11 protein-coding genes and 1 tRNA gene are annotated in these 15,056 nt (G+C 39.0%); 1 reads left to right on the top strand and 11 read right to left on the bottom strand.

What is annotated here, in order from left to right; translation table 11 throughout:
• Positions 1-334 precede the first annotated feature (334 nt).
• Complete coding sequence (locus tag GM698_RS08095; protein WP_209289240.1) at positions 335-1,624, top strand: hemolysin family protein; 1,290 nt, start codon at positions 335-337, stop codon at positions 1,622-1,624.
• A gap of 110 nt (positions 1,625-1,734) precedes the next feature.
• On the opposite strand, the gene GM698_RS08090 is transcribed toward GM698_RS08095, so the two are convergent.
• The 11 genes from GM698_RS08090 to hflK form a co-directional block, all read right to left on the bottom strand.
• A complete protein-coding gene (locus tag GM698_RS08090) occupies positions 1,735-2,826 on the bottom strand; it encodes a lytic transglycosylase domain-containing protein (RefSeq protein ID WP_209289239.1) in 1,092 nt (363 codons plus the stop codon).
• A 2-nt stretch (positions 2,827-2,828) separates the two neighbouring features.
• On the bottom strand, positions 2,829-3,752 hold the full coding sequence (truB, locus tag GM698_RS08085; protein ID WP_176808852.1) for a tRNA pseudouridine(55) synthase TruB: 924 nt from the start codon (positions 3,750-3,752) through the stop codon (positions 2,829-2,831).
• 2 nt (positions 3,753-3,754) lie between these two features.
• Positions 3,755-4,135 carry a 30S ribosome-binding factor RbfA gene (gene rbfA / locus GM698_RS08080; RefSeq protein WP_159629153.1) on the bottom strand — a complete coding sequence of 127 codons (381 nt, stop codon included), beginning with the start codon at positions 4,133-4,135 and terminating at the stop codon, positions 3,755-3,757.
• 110 nt (positions 4,136-4,245) lie between these two features.
• Complete coding sequence (gene infB / locus GM698_RS08075) at positions 4,246-6,765, bottom strand: translation initiation factor IF-2 (protein ID WP_209289238.1); 2,520 nt, start codon at positions 6,763-6,765, stop codon at positions 4,246-4,248.
• A gap of 22 nt (positions 6,766-6,787) precedes the next feature.
• Entirely contained in the window at positions 6,788-8,284 is a 1,497-nt protein-coding gene (nusA, locus tag GM698_RS08070) for a transcription termination factor NusA (RefSeq protein WP_159629147.1), read from the bottom strand.
• Between the two features lie 20 nt (positions 8,285-8,304).
• Complete coding sequence (gene rimP, locus GM698_RS08065) at positions 8,305-8,766, bottom strand: ribosome maturation factor RimP (RefSeq protein ID WP_209289237.1); 462 nt, start codon at positions 8,764-8,766, stop codon at positions 8,305-8,307.
• Positions 8,767-8,992: 226 nt separating this feature from the next.
• Positions 8,993-9,069, bottom strand: a tRNA-Met gene (locus GM698_RS08060).
• Positions 9,070-9,117: 48 nt separating this feature from the next.
• Positions 9,118-11,271, bottom strand: a complete 2,154-nt coding sequence (locus GM698_RS08055; protein ID WP_209289236.1) for a transglycosylase SLT domain-containing protein — start codon at positions 11,269-11,271, stop codon at positions 9,118-9,120.
• Positions 11,272-11,401: 130 nt separating this feature from the next.
• A complete protein-coding gene (purA, locus tag GM698_RS08050) occupies positions 11,402-12,700 on the bottom strand; it encodes an adenylosuccinate synthase (RefSeq protein ID WP_209289235.1) in 1,299 nt (432 codons plus the stop codon).
• Positions 12,701-12,891: 191 nt separating this feature from the next.
• Complete coding sequence (gene hflC, locus GM698_RS08045; RefSeq protein WP_209289234.1) at positions 12,892-13,779, bottom strand: protease modulator HflC; 888 nt, start codon at positions 13,777-13,779, stop codon at positions 12,892-12,894.
• Positions 13,780-13,781: 2 nt separating this feature from the next.
• A complete protein-coding gene (gene hflK, locus GM698_RS08040) occupies positions 13,782-15,011 on the bottom strand; it encodes an FtsH protease activity modulator HflK (RefSeq protein ID WP_209289233.1) in 1,230 nt (409 codons plus the stop codon).
• Between the last annotated feature and the right edge of the window lie 45 nt (positions 15,012-15,056).

Genomic DNA, 15,056 nt, shown 5'->3' with positions numbered 1-15,056 from the left:
AGAGGTAATGCCCCCCTGCACCAGTTAAGGTTAAAGCCATCGTTATCGCTTTTTCCTCTACCGTGCGTTTGTAAAATAAGGTGGTCAAAATTATGCCAATTGCCTTTTATGTTGACAATTTAATTTGATTGGTGATAAATTCAAAGTGCAATTAATTGATTTATAGATAACTTTTTTAATCATCGGTGCATTTTTAAATAAACTCAACATTGTTCTGCACGCTGAAAGTTAAATCAAGCCAACTGATTAAGTTGCAGATTTTTTTATATTTATTCACTTTAATATACACATCCCATTAAAATAATTTTATTCTAACAATTAAGCCCCATACATTATGAATTTATTTGAAGCTATCTTAATTTTGGTTGCACTTGTTATCATCAGTGCGGTCATTTCCTCCGCTGAAATTTCACTGGCTGGTGCTCGTAAAATCAAATTACAGCAACTGGCAAATGAAGGTAATACAAAAGCCAGCCAAGTCTTAAAATTACAGGAACAGCCTGGGCATTTCATTACTGTTGTTCAAATTGGGCTCAATATGGTTGCGATTTTAGGTGGCGTGATTGGTGAGAGTATTGTTAGTCCTTTTGTCTATTCACTACTTTCTCAATATAGCCAAGCTGATTGGATAGAAAGCATCAGTTCTTGGTTAGCCTTTATTTTTGTTACCTTTACCTTTATTTTATTTGCTGATCTCATTCCTAAACGGCTGGCAATGGCTAACCCAGAAAAAATTACTTTACAGACTATAGGAATAATGACATTTTTCATCACTGTATTTAAGCCATTAGTTTGGTCATTTGACATTATTGCAAACACAATTTTTAAACTTTTTAAATTACCCACTATTCGAGAAGATAATATGACATCTGAGGATATTTTTGCAGTAGTAGATGCAGGTACTCAGGCAGGTATTTTAAAAGAGCAAGAGCAATATTTAATTGAAAATATTTTTGAAATGCAGCAACGTACCGTTACCTCCACAATGACAACACGCGAAAATATAATTTTCTTGGATCAGAGTTTTAATCAAGATCAAGTACTAGCTACCATTAAAGAAAACCCTCACTCTAAGCTATTGATTTGCGATAAGTCGATCGACAAAATTTTAGGTTACGTAGAAAGCCATAATATTTTAACACTCTATCTGCAAGAAAAGCAGGTAAAACTAACCGAAGCTAACGTATTACGTAAATCGCTATTTATTCCAGACACGCTCTCTTTATATGAAGTATTGGAACTCTTTAAATCAACTGGAGAAGATTTTGCCGTTATCGTTAATGAATATGGATTAGTAGTAGGTATTGTTACTCTCAATGATGTAATGAGCATTGTAATGGGTGAATTAGTGTCTAACGAAGAAGAACAAATTGTTCAACGTAATGAACACTCTTGGCTTATTGATGGTGCAACACCATTAGAAGATGTAATGCGAGCATTAGATATTACAAATTTTCCTAATGCAGAGAATTATGAAACTATCGCTGGTTTTATGATGTATCTATTGCGTAAGATTCCTAAGAAAACCGATTTTGTATTATGGGATAAATATAAATTTGAAATTATTGATACCGATAATTTTAAAATAGATCAGGTGATGGTTTCTATTCGCAATGATACATAGCCATAATAGCATTAGCTCCGTTTAAAAATTCTAAAACCATTCTGAATAAAGCACGCATTTAGATTTTGAGGGCAGCATAGTTTGAATTCCTCTTACTATGCTTTTCGCCTCTATTGCCCAACTGAAGCTAGAATTCTGTCTGCAAATTTACCAATGCTTATACCGAAGTTGTTTGATCTATTCCAATCCATTAAGGTACGAAAGTTATTAGAAACTAAAAAGGCTCTTCCTGCTTCTTTATCAGGACGAATAAGCCATAACTTTTTACCATTTAAGCGTGCCATTTTCGCCACTTCTTGTTGATTAGGATAAGCTAAATAAACGCCTAATGTTTGCCAATTTTCTAACGTTTTTGCTTTATTATGTTCAATGCCTGAAAAACTTAAATCAATTGGGGCGGATAAATTAACTTCAACACCCCAAGGTAGTTGATTATCCCAACCTACCGTTGAAAGATAATTAGCAATTGAAGCAAAAGCATCAGCCTTATTATTCCAAATATCTTTTTTGCCATCATTATCTCCATCGGCTGCATAGGTTAAATAAGAGGTTGGCATAAATTGAGTCTGCCCCATTGCTCCTGCCCAAGAACCTAATAGCTCATCACGATTAATCGTACCGTTGTCGAGCATTTTCATTGCATTCACAAATTCTTGTGTAAAGAGCTTTTCACGACGACCATCAAAAGCAAGGGTTGCCAATACGGAAAGTACATCAAAACGACCTTGGTGACGACCAAAACTACTTTCCATTCCCCATAATGCTAAAATATACTCTTTTTGCACCCCATATTTTTGGCTGGCACGATTTAAATCTACACTATAACTATACCAACGTTCTACCGCCTGGTTCACCTTGGCTTGATTAAGCACTTTATTCAAATAATTCGTTACTCCATTTGGATTTGGCGGAGGAGGCGGTAAATTTGGATTACGCTTACGAGCAGCTTGCTGTTGATCTAATTGCACTGCTCTTGCATTGTAATGAATAAATTTCTGTTCATTTAATGTTTTTGTTGAAACGCCTGCACCCGCGGCTTTCTGCTTCAAAAAATGCACATACTCATTAAAATGGTCTATTGTACGTGATTTGCCATATTTCGCCGCTAAGTCTAAACGTGAGTAATGTTCTGAATTATCACTTGAACAAGCTGCAAGGGCTAAGGAAATAATCACGAGTGGTAAAGAAAATATTGATTTCATTTTTATTCTGTTAAGTTAATCATTCGGCTAGGGCGGATTACATTATCGTGAGTCATTTCAGCTATACCCAGAAATTGCTTATCATCGGAATATAAACGCACCAAACCATAAATTTTATCGGGGTTATCAAACCTCACTCTTTGGCCAAAACCAACTGCTTTAGTTTGCTGTTCAGTTAAATTGATTTTTGCTAGTGAAGAAACTGCCGTATCCATTTCCAATAAATGCTTATCTAGTTCTACAAGCGGTTGATTTTCGACTAACTTTTGCAAATCCACATAGCTCATCATTTTATCAATAGGATAATTCGCTACTGCAGTACGGCGTAGCATCGTCACGTGAGCACCACAACCAAGCACTTCACCTAAATCATCAATCAGAGTACGAATATAAGTGCCTTTTGAACAATGCACTTCAAGGGTTAAAAATGGTGCATTGTACTCAATAAAATTCAGCTCAAAAATAGTAATAGGACGTGCTTCACGTTCAACGGTTATTCCTGCTCTTGCATATTCATACAAAGGTTTTCCGTTATGTTTTAAGGCAGAAAACATCGTCGGTACTTGCAAAATATCGCCACGAAATTGATCTAAATTCGCTAAAATATCCGCTTCTGCCACCTTCACTTCTCTTGTTTCAACTATCTGCCCTTCAGCATCCGAAGTATCCGTTCTTTCACCTAATTTAGCTGTGACCAAATAGCGTTTATCGGAATCCAATAAAAATTGGGAAAATTTAGTTGCTTCACCCAAACAAATTGGCAACATACCTGTGGCTAGAGGATCTAACGCCCCCGTATGCCCAGCTTTATTCGCTTGAAAAATGCGTTTTACCTTTTGCAGAATATCATTTGAGGACATTCCCTGCGGCTTATCTAATAAGAAAACGCCGTGAATATCACGGCCACGCTTACGAGGTCTAGACACAATTAGTCCTCTTTATGCTTTTCTTCGTCATTTTTAATCACCGTAGAGACAAGGTTAGACATACGCATACCTTCTACCAATGATTCATCATAAATAAAGCGTAATTCAGGCACAATTCGCAAACGCATTGCCTTACCGACTAAAGTACGGATATACGGACTTGCTTTCTCCAAGCCCTTCATACCTTGTGAGATCGCATCCGGATCGTTATCAAATAAGAAAGTTACAAAGATTTTGGCATAAGCTAAATCTCTTGAAACTTCTACATCTGAAACCGTTACCATTCCAATACGGGGATCTTTTACTTCTCGCTGTAAAATTACCGCCACCTCTTTTTGCAACTCTTGAGCCACGCGGTCGCTGCGTTTAAATTCTCTGGACATTTTCTATTTCCTATAAAGGGAAAGGCACGGTGTGAGAAACACCCGTGCCGTTAGCTCGCAAGCGGTCAATTTTTACAAATTTTTTGTAAAATCAGACCGCTTGTTGATGATTAGATAGAACGTTTAATTTCAACGATTTCAAAGACTTCGATTTGGTCACCAACTTTTACATCGTTGTAGTTTTTCACACCGATACCACATTCCATACCGTTACGCACCTCGCCTACGTCATCTTTGAAACGACGAAGAGATTCTAATTCGCCTTCAAAAATCACCACGTTATCACGTAATACACGAATTGGGTTGTTACGTTTCACGATGCCTTCCGTTACCATACAACCTGCAATTGCACCAAACTTCGGATGACGGAAAACATCACGCACTTCTGCCAAGCCAATAATTTCTTGTTTAAACTCAGGCTGTAACATACCTGTCATTGCGGCTTTCACATCATTTAACAGTTCGTAAATGATAGAGTAATAACGCAAGTCAATACTTTCTGCTTCAATCACACGACGAGCAGAAGCATCCGCTCGAACATTAAAGCCAACCATAATCGCATTTGAGGCAGCAGCTAAGGTTGCATCAGTTTCAGTAATGCCCCCCACACCAGAACCAATAATTTTCACTTTCACTTCATCGGTTGAAAGCTCTGTTAATGATTGGCTAATAGCTTCAACAGAACCTTGTACATCTGCTTTCACAATGATGTTCAATTCTGCCACATCACCGGCTGCCATATTGCTGAACATATTTTCCAGCTTCGCTTTTTGTTGGCGAGCAAGTTTTACTTCACGGAATTTACCTTGACGATATAAAGCTACTTCTCGGGCTTTTTTCTCATCACGCACAACCGTTGCTTCATCACCCGCTGCTGGTACGCCTGAAAGACCTAATACTTCAACTGGAATTGATGGACCTGCAGAATCAATATCCTTACCATTTTCATCACGCATTGCTCGAACACGTCCATATTCAAAGCCACAAAGAACGATATCGCCCTTATTTAACGTACCTGATTGAACAAGAATAGTTGCAACTGGGCCACGGCCTTTATCAAGGTAAGATTCAATTACTACACCACTTGCCATACCATCTTTTACAGCCGTTAATTCTAGCACTTCCGATTGAAGTACAATCGCTTCTAGTAGTGCGTCAATCCCCATACCTTGTTTCGCTGAAACGGGCACAAATTGCACATCACCACCGAATTTCTCAGAAATGACTTCGTGTTGTAATAATTCTTGCTCAACACGATCAGGATTTGCTTCTGGTTTATCAATCTTGTTTACTGCAACAACTAATGGCGCACCTGCCGCTTTTGCGTGTTGAATAGCTTCAATAGTTTGAGGCATTACACCATCATCTGCTGCCACTACTAAAACAACAATGTCAGTTGCCTTCGCACCACGAGCACGCATTGAGGTAAAGGCTGCGTGTCCTGGCGTATCTAAGAAAGTAATCATCTTACCTTCATCAGTTTCAACGTGGTATGCACCAATGTGCTGCGTAATACCACCCGCTTCTCCTGCTGCCACTTTCGCTTTACGAATATAGTCAAGTAATGAGGTTTTACCATGGTCAACATGCCCCATAATAGTTACAACTGGCGCACGGGTTACTTTTTCTGCATTAGTATCGCGATCTTCTAAAATAGCCTCTTCTAATTCATTTTCTTTACGAAGAATCACTTTATGACCTAACTCCTCTGCAACCAATTGTGCAGTTTCCTGATCGATAACTTGGTTGATAGTAACCATTTCGCCCATTTTCATCATCATCTTGATGATTTCTGTCGCTTTAACTGCCATTTTGTTTGCAAGTTCGGCTACAGTAATGGTTTCACCAATTACAACATCTGCTTTAACAACTTGTGCAGGTTTAGTGAAAGCTTGTTGCAACGAGCCTCCTTTCTTGCCCTGCTTACCTTTTCCTTTTACTTCTTTTTGATTACGGCGATCTGCACTACGTTCATTCTTATCGTCTTCACGTCCGCCTTTCTTCGCCTTCGCAACAGCGGCTTTATTGTTACGACCGCGACTATGTTCACTACGATGGTCATTATCGCGATCAGCTTCACGTGCGTAAGATGAAGTAAAACGATCATCATCAAAATCTTCATTGCTATTATCCCCAGCATCTTCAAGCTCAATTTCTGCTAAGCGACGTGCATTTTCTGCTGCACGTTTAGCTTCCATTTCTGCTTTTTGCTGAGCTAATTCTTCTTGCTTACGGCGTAATTCCGCTTCTTCTTTACGCTTCGCTTCTTTTTCCGGATCAACCGCTTTTTCTTGCTTCGGCTGCTGTACTTTCGGTTTATCTTCTTTTGCTTTGCTATTTGGCATTACTGGCACAGAAGGCGATTTACTAGCGGTCAATTCTGCCGATTTTTTTGCAGCTTCTTCTTTAGCTGCTTTCTCTCTTGCTAGTTTTTCAGCCGCCTCTTTTTCTTGTTTTGCTTTTGCTGCTGCCGCTTCTTTTGCCGCTTTTTCTTGTAATGCTTTTGCATCAATTTTAGGTTTTTTCTCTTTTACTTCAACCGCTTTTACCTTACCACTGGTAGTAGTTGTATTCACTTTACTCGCTTTACGAGTACCTCCAAGCGAAAGTGTTTTTTTCTCTTCAGTCATCTTTTTATCCTCTTTGCTTAGCTTAGTTGAACCAACAAATTTGACGTGCTGCCATAATTAACTCGCCTGCTTTCTCTTCTGATAGCTCTTCAATATCCGCTAAATCATCAACACCTTGCTCTGCAAGTTCTTCAAGCGTAGTGATTTGTTTTTCAGCTAACTTGAATACAATATGGCGATCCATACCTTCAAGCGTTAATAATTTATCTTCAACTTGTGCTGATTTTAATAATTGCTCTTCTTCCAACGCTTTCTTTGTAATCGCATTTTTAGCACGAGATTGCAATTCTTCCACTAAGTCTTCATCTTCTAAACCATCAATAGCAGTTAAAGCATCAACTGGCACATACGCAATAGCTTCTAATGAAGTAAAGCCTTCTTCAATTAATACTTGAGCAAACTCTTCATCAATTTCTAACGCGGAGGTTAGTAAATTGATTACTTTGCCATCTTCTTCAGCATTTTTCTGGGTTAATTCTTCATTTGTCATCACATTTAACGCCCAACCCGTTAATTGAGTTGCTAAGCGTACGTTTTGACCGTTACGACCAATCGCTTGTGCTAAATTTTTTGCTTCAACGGCAATATCCATTGAGTGAGCCTCATCGTTAATCACGATAGAGCTAACATCCGCTGGTGCCATTGCATTAATCACAAATTGTGCAGGATTATCATCCCAAAGTACGATATCCACACGCTCGCCACCTAATTCATTGCTAATGGCTTGAACACGTGCACCACGCATTCCCACACAAGCACCGACGGGATCAATACGTTTATCATGCGTTTTCACTGCAATTTTTGCACGAGAGCCCGCATCACGAGCAGAACCTTTAATCTCAATAACACCTTCGCCAATTTCAGGCACTTCAAGTTTAAATAACTCTTCAAGCATTACTGGTTTTGCACGAGTAACAAAAAGCTGTGGACCTTTTGATTCAGGCTTTATCTCATATAACACACCGCGAATACGGTCGCCAGGGCGGAAGTTTTCACGAGGAATCATATCTTCACGCACAATCACTGCTTCACCTTTAATATCTTCAGTTTTACCAAGTAGCTCTAGAAAAATATTATCACGAGTGACTTTCTTAACGGTTGCAATGATAATTTTTCCTAAATCCGAACGGAACTCATCAATAATCTTAATTTTCTCAGCTTCACGAATTTTTGTTTTAACCACTTGACCAAAAGTCTGAATTGCCACGCGACCAAATTCGATAGACTCGACTTCATCTTCAATAAAATCACCTAATTGCATCGTTGGATCTTCAAATTGTGCAGCTTCTAAGCTGATTTCACGAGTCATATTATTCACAACATCAACAACTGCCCAACGGCGGAAAGTTTGAAAATCACCCGTTTTGCGATCAACAACCACACGCACATCAATATCTAAATCGCGGCTTTTCTTAGTAGCAATCGTTAAAGCGGTTTCCAATGCTTCAAAAATTGCTTCTTTTGGTAATTGCTTTTCGTTTGATACCGCTTCCGCAGCTAATAAAATCTCTTTACTCATTTTTTCATTTTGCCTTAATCTTAAAAATTAAAAACAGGAACTAAATTTGCTTTTTGAATATTGCCAAATGCAAATTGACGATTTTCGTTATCTATTGTTAGTGAGATGAAGTCGCCCTCAACCGCGTTGATTTTCCCCTGCCATTTACGGCGATCTAACATTGGAATACGTAAATAAATGACGACATCACGCCCGATAAAACGCTCATAATGTGCAACAGTAAAAAGTGGTCTGTCTAGCCCTGGTGAAGAAACTTCTAAGTTATATTTATCTGCGATCGGATCTTCAACGTCAAAAATCGCACTCACTTGACGGCTCACATCACTACAATCATCAATGGTTACGCCGCCTTCTTTATCAATATATAAACGAACCGTTAAAAAACGTCCCGCACGTTGGCATTCAATGCCAACTAATTCAAAGCCTAATGCTTCAATAGAACCAAGCACAAGGTCTTCTAGTTTTTGCTCTAATGTTGCCAAGTCAATCTCCAAATATAAAAAAAGCCAGATAAACCAGCTTTGATACGTTAATTCCTGTACCAATTTCCGTAAAAAAAACCCCAGACGGGAAACCGTGGGGCTTTAAGCGGTTTGTTTTATGATGTTGAAGACAACAAGCGGTCTTTTTTAGCGAATTTTTTGTAAATTTGTAAAACATCATATAAAACAAAACTCACAACTTTAACCAAAGCTGTGAGCTTAAAACTGGTTGCGGGGGCTGGATTTGAACCAACGACCTTCGGGTTATGAGCCCGACGAGCTACCAAGCTGCTCCACCCCGCGTCTGATGCGTTTGATTATAGGCTTTTAAGATAAAAATGCAAGTACTTTTTAATATTTTCGATCTAATTCTTCTTGATAGAACATTTTTAACTCATTTTTTGCCTTCATATCACTATAAAGCATCTGATAATAGTAATCATAAGCCAACACATTTTGTACATAGCCTCGGGTTTCATAAAAAGGAATGCTCGCAATAAACTCATCCATTTCTAAAGTTCCGTTACTGCGGCGAAGCCATTGTGCTACTCGCCCAGTTCCTGCATTATAAGCTGATGAAATTAAAATCCGATTGTTGGGATATTGCTCATTTAGCTCCATTAAATGAGTGGTGCCAAGCATAATATTGTTAAAAGGCCTAAATAAATCTTGCTCGCCACTAAACGGTAATCCATTATCTTTTGCCGTTTTCTGAGCAGTCGTTGGCAGCATTTGCATTAACCCTCTCGCATTAGCATACGATTGAGCTTGCGGATTCCACGCACTTTCTTGGCGAGCAATCGCTTGAGCAAAGGATTGAGTAATTTTCTTACCCATCAAATTCAAATCAAACCAATTGGAATAGGCATTTGGCAAACGTAAATCAATATGGTCGAATGCTTTAATTTGAATCGTACCTTCTACTGCTAAATCATACCAACTGTTTTCTTTCGCATATTTGATAATGGCAAGCTGAAGTTTAGTTGGTGAGAGCTCACCTGAAACTGGCTTAACATTGTTGATTAAGTAAATCCAAACTCTTTTTGCTTGATCAAATTGCCCTAATTCACGCAACTCACGAATACGTTCCAGTGCGTTTTCATACAATGAAAGTTGCTCAGGTGTTAAACGAGCAACTTCAATAATCGGCAACTGGTATGCCACGCCTAATTGTTGAGCCGCAAGTATCGGATAGAACCCTCGCTCTTTTGCTAATTGCTCAAACGCTGTTCTACGTTTAGCTTCATTCTTTTCAACTTTGGCCGTCCAATAACGCCATTCAGCTTTTTCCCTGCCCTGACTTGAAAGCTTATCTAACCAATCAACTAAATCTGTCTGTTGCAAAATTGCCAGACGTAATCGCCGTTCTAACAAATTATCAGAGCCTAATGTTTTAATTTGCTCATCACGCCATAGCTGAAAAGTAGGTTCCTCATTATCAAAGTGTCGGCTGATAAAATCAATTTTTAATGTTTCAAGTTCATTCTCGCTAAATTGGTATTTGTCCGCCCATAATTGGTATTGCTCAAATGTCAAATTATCCAACTTCTCTGGTTGCGAACGAATATATTTCGGTAATAATGCCAAAAGAATTGCTTTATTCTCAGCCTTGAACGAAGAGTCAAGCGGTTGATTTTCTATAAAATCCTGCAATTCTTGCGGATTATTAGCCACTTTCTCTACTGAATTTAACCACGTTTTCAACCCCTCATCCGTTACATTAAGCGATAAATTAGCCATCTCTGCATTTGCATTTTGTCTAACTAATTCGACCGCTTTCAAACGCACTTTTTCATGAGTTTTAAAGCCCCGATCTCGCCAGTAGCTTTCTAGATTTGCACAATCAGAGGTTAATTTAGGCGTCGCAAGCCAAAAATTATCGAACTCTTGCACTAATGCCAATAATTCAGCGTTTTCCACTTGTTGCTTAGTAGCGTCTGGATTGATTTGAGCATTACTCGCAGCTATCTCATAACGAGCAGAAAATAAACGGCATTGATCCACTAAGCGAGTTGGCTTTATCTTTTTGGCGAATTCCAGCAACTCAGCAAATTTCTGCTCACGATAAAGTTTCTCAAAAGAAAAATTCTGCAACTGCCTTTGATATAAAGAATCAGGGTATTTCTCAGCAAACGCTTTAATCTCATTTTCTGTTGCTTGCTCTAGCACCATTTTTGCATTTAATAGCTTCCATTTTGCCTCCATTTCTAATGGATACCCCGATAAAGTGGCTAATAAATGCTGGATAATCTGCTCCGTTGACGATGATAAATGTTTTTGGCTCAACGCGGCATCGACCAAATAACTTATTTGCTGAAAATTTTCTCTCTGCTGTAAACGCTGGTTTTCTAATTGCTGCAACTCTTTTTGATAACCCATCAACCAGTCATTTTTTAATTGCTTTAATTCTGTTTCGGTATAATTTCTTGAGAGCTCTTGCCCAGCACCTGTCGCAAAGGTATATTGGCTTGCTAAAAATACGGCAAGCCACGCTTTCTTCCACATAGTATTCTCCTCAGTCGATTGTTTTAGGCAAAAATAGGAATGTAAAATGGTTAGGAAGTCATATTTTAAAATAAAATCCAACTTAAATAGATAAAAGAAAGCTCGCTTTATGCGAGCTTCTTTCCATTGATTATGCTGCAAATGGATCACGTAAAATCATTGTTTCTACACGGTCTGGTCCTGTTGAAAGAATATCGACAGGCACACCCACTAATTCTTCAATACGTTTAATATAATTTAATGCAGCTTGTGGCAAGTCTTCACGCTTAGTTACACGGAACGTATTCTCAGACCAGCCTGGCATCGTTTCATAAATTGGCTCTATGCCTTCCCAGTCTCTTGCTGCAAGTGGTGCATACTCCACGATTTTACCGTTTGGCATTTTGTAGGCAACACAAATTTTTAACTCTTTGAAGCCGTCTAACACATCCAATTTAGTCATACAAAAACCAGAAATAGAGTTGATTTGTACCGCTCTGCGAACAGCCACCGCATCAAACCAGCCACAGCGACGAGGACGACCTGTCACTGCACCAAATTCTTTTCCTTTATATGCAATTTCTGCACCAACATCGTCAAATAATTCCGTGGTAAAAGGACCACTCCCTACACGAGTACAGTAGGCTTTGATGATGCCAAGTACATAGTCTAAATGACGAGGACCAAAGCCAGAACCAGTTGCCACACCACCAGCCGTCGTGTTTGAGCTGGTAACAAATGGATAAGTACCGTGGTCAATATCTAGCATTGTACCTTGGGCACCTTCAAATAATATGTTATCGCCATTTTCACGAGCTTCGTAAAGCAAGGTTGTGACATCAGCCACCATTCCTGTAATCACCTCTGCAATTGCAAAAACGTCATCCAACGTTTTTTGGTAATCGATTGCTTCCACTTTGTAGTAATTAACTAACTGGAAGTTATAGTAGTCTAAAATATCTCTTAATTTTTCCGCAAAATGTGCTTTATCGAATAAATCACTCACACGCAATCCACGTCGAGCTACCTTATCTTCATACGCTGGTCCAATTCCACGCCCTGTTGTGCCAATTTTATTTTTACCAAGTGCCCCCTCTCGTGCATTATCCATCGCAACGTGATAAGGGAGAATCAGCGGGCAAGCCTCAGAAATTTTTAAACGCTCACGCACATTAATACCACGCGTTTCCAATTCACCCATTTCTTTCATCAACGCTTCAGGTGAAAGTACCACGCCGTTGCCGATTAGGCAGGTTACATTATCACGTAAAATACCTGATGGAATAAGGCGAAGAACCGTTTTTTCACCATCAATAATAAGCGTATGGCCTGCATTATGACCACCTTGATAACGCACGACATATTTAACACGATCGGTCAATAAATCTACAATTTTTCCTTTACCCTCATCGCCCCATTGAGCGCCAAGAATAGCAACACTTTTACCCATAAATGCCCCTTTAGTTAGAATAAATAATGACGATCTATTACAGCCTAATCTGATAAGCGGTCAAAAATTTATGATTTTTTACTTATTACGTTATTACGCGTATGCAAAATTTGATAAAAATTGAACCGCTTGTAACGCTAACAGATCGGAAAATCAAAAACCCGATACAAGATCGGGTTTTATAGATACAGCTATTTTGTTGGTGCTTGCATAAAGCGTAAAAATTCGCTATTTGGCTTTAACAACATCATATTATTTTGCCCTTCTGCAAAGCTCTCTTCATACGCTTTTAAGCTACGCACAAAACGATAAAAGTCGGATTCATTACCAAATGCGTTAATGTAGAGCTTAGCAGCCTCTGCATCACCTTCGCCTCGCAGGACTTGGGCAGTTTTATTCGCATTAGCTAAAATTAACACCACTTTTTTATCCACTTCTGCACGAATAATCTCTGCTTTTTCATTCCCTTGTGAGCGATGCTCACGCGCTACCGCATCTCGCTCAGCACGCATACGTTGGTAAATTGAGGAAGAAACTTCATTCGGTAAGTTAATTTGTTTTACACGCACATCAACCACTTCAATCCCTAAACGCTCTGCACCATCTTCGCCTGTATTTAAGGCTTTATGCGCACCTGCCATCAGCTCACCACGAGAGCCAGACACAATATCTTTAATCGTACGAGAACCAATTTCTGAACGCAGGCGATCGCTCACTTTACGGCGTAATAAGTCTGATGCTTTTTGATAATCGCCACCTGTTGAGGTATAGAACTGACCAAAATCACTGATTCGCCATTTCACATAAGAATCAACTAATAGGTCTTTTTTCTCAATCGTCACAAAACGATCTTCTTGACCATCTAAGGTTTGAATACGAGCATTTAGTACTTTTAAACTATCAATAAATGGTATTTTAAAATGTAATCCTGGCTGATAAATCACCACTTTTTGCTCGTGATCACGCTGTACTTTATTAAAACGCAACATAATGCCACGCTCTCCTTCATTTACAATCGTAACTGATTGCAACACAATAAAAGCGATCACTGAAAGTACAGGCAATAATAATTTACGCATTATTAAAATCTCCCTTTACGTATTTGATCTTGTTTGATTTCTACCTTCGGCTGAACAACTTTTGGTTGCGTTTGCGGTTCAACAACTTGTGGCTGAATTATTTGCGGCTGTAAAACCACTTGCTCAGTTCTCGCAGAAGAATTCATTAATTTATCAAACGGAAGAACATTCAAATTATTACCTGCTGAATCCATCACCACTTTTGGTGTATTTTTCATCACTTTTTCCATTGTTTGGATATATAAACGCTCACGTATTATTTCTGGCGAGGCTTTATATTCAGGCAATAATTTAATTAAACGCTCCACTTCCCCTTTCGCATTTAATACAACCGCTTCTTTATAAGCTTGGGCTTGTTCAATTGCACGCTGTGCCTGCCCTCGAGCAATAGGCTCTTCGCCTCTTGCATAGGCTTCTGCCTCACGAATTAAACGTTGTTCATCTTCTTGCGCTTTAATTGCATCATCAAATGCAGCTTTCACTTCCTCTGGAGGACGAGCGTATTGAAAGTTTACATCGGTAACCAACAAGCCCATATCATAGGTTTTAATGATTTCACGCAAAGTTGCCCAGGTTCTTTCTCGCACTGTTGCACGGCCTGTAGTTAAAATTTCATCCATTGTCATATGACCAATCACATAACGCAGGGCACTATCAGTTGCTTGTTTTAAGCTATCGTCAGGATTATTTACACTAAACAGATATTTAGCAGGATCTTCCACACGATATTGCACCGTCATTTCAACCTGCACCATATTTTCATCTTGAGTAAGCATTGAGCCATTAGTATTCAATTCAACTACACGCTCTACATTTACACGCTGGACTGAGTCAATAAACGTTGGTTTCCAGTTCAAACCTGGCATTACAATGCTATCTAGCTTACCTAAGCGGGTCACCACTCCACGCTCAGCTTCTTGTACGGTATAAAAACCAGAACCCGCCCAAATCACTGCGGCAAGCCCTAAAATATAGGGAAAAAATTTACCCAAACCTGGATTATTTTGATTATTTGCACCTTTATTAGGCCCTTTACCGCCACCCATTTTTTTCAATAAACTACTGAAAACTTCTTCTAAATCAGGAGGCTGCTGTTCATTTCTTTGGTTATTTCTAGGATCTTGTTCAGTTGCCTGATCTTGCGGTTCTTGTTGTTCTGGCTTTTGCTCCGTTCTATTCTGACCGGGCTTACCCCAAGGATCTTGTTGATTACCTGATTCTTTCCACGACATAAATATCTCCAAAATAAAATCGCACTTTCACTCAAAAATGCAAGT

It is taken from the genome of Mannheimia sp. ZY171111 (assembly GCF_017750945.1).
GTDB classification, from domain to species: domain Bacteria; phylum Pseudomonadota; class Gammaproteobacteria; order Enterobacterales; family Pasteurellaceae; genus Mannheimia; species Mannheimia pernigra.
The sequence above is the reverse complement of the archived record's forward strand: the minus strand, read 5'-3'. Positions and strand labels throughout refer to the sequence as shown.

What these genes read in the sequence shown, in the direction of transcription:
- hflK (WP_209289233.1), bottom strand. Translation starts at nt 15,011, where the DNA reads ATGTCGTGGAAAGAATCAGGTAATCAACAAGATCCTTGGGGTAAGCCC.
- hflC (WP_209289234.1), bottom strand. Translation starts at nt 13,779, where the DNA reads ATGCGTAAATTATTATTGCCTGTACTTTCAGTGATCGCTTTTATTGTG.
- rbfA (WP_159629153.1), bottom strand. Translation starts at nt 4,135, where the DNA reads ATGTCCAGAGAATTTAAACGCAGCGACCGCGTGGCTCAAGAGTTGCAA.
- purA (WP_209289235.1), bottom strand. Translation starts at nt 12,700, where the DNA reads ATGGGTAAAAGTGTTGCTATTCTTGGCGCTCAATGGGGCGATGAGGGT.
- nusA (WP_159629147.1), bottom strand. Translation starts at nt 8,284, where the DNA reads ATGAGTAAAGAGATTTTATTAGCTGCGGAAGCGGTATCAAACGAAAAG.
- infB (WP_209289238.1), bottom strand. Translation starts at nt 6,765, where the DNA reads ATGACTGAAGAGAAAAAAACACTTTCGCTTGGAGGTACTCGTAAAGCG.
- GM698_RS08095 (WP_209289240.1), top strand. Translation starts at nt 335, where the DNA reads ATGAATTTATTTGAAGCTATCTTAATTTTGGTTGCACTTGTTATCATC.
- GM698_RS08090 (WP_209289239.1), bottom strand. Translation starts at nt 2,826, where the DNA reads ATGAAATCAATATTTTCTTTACCACTCGTGATTATTTCCTTAGCCCTT.
- GM698_RS08055 (WP_209289236.1), bottom strand. Translation starts at nt 11,271, where the DNA reads ATGTGGAAGAAAGCGTGGCTTGCCGTATTTTTAGCAAGCCAATATACC.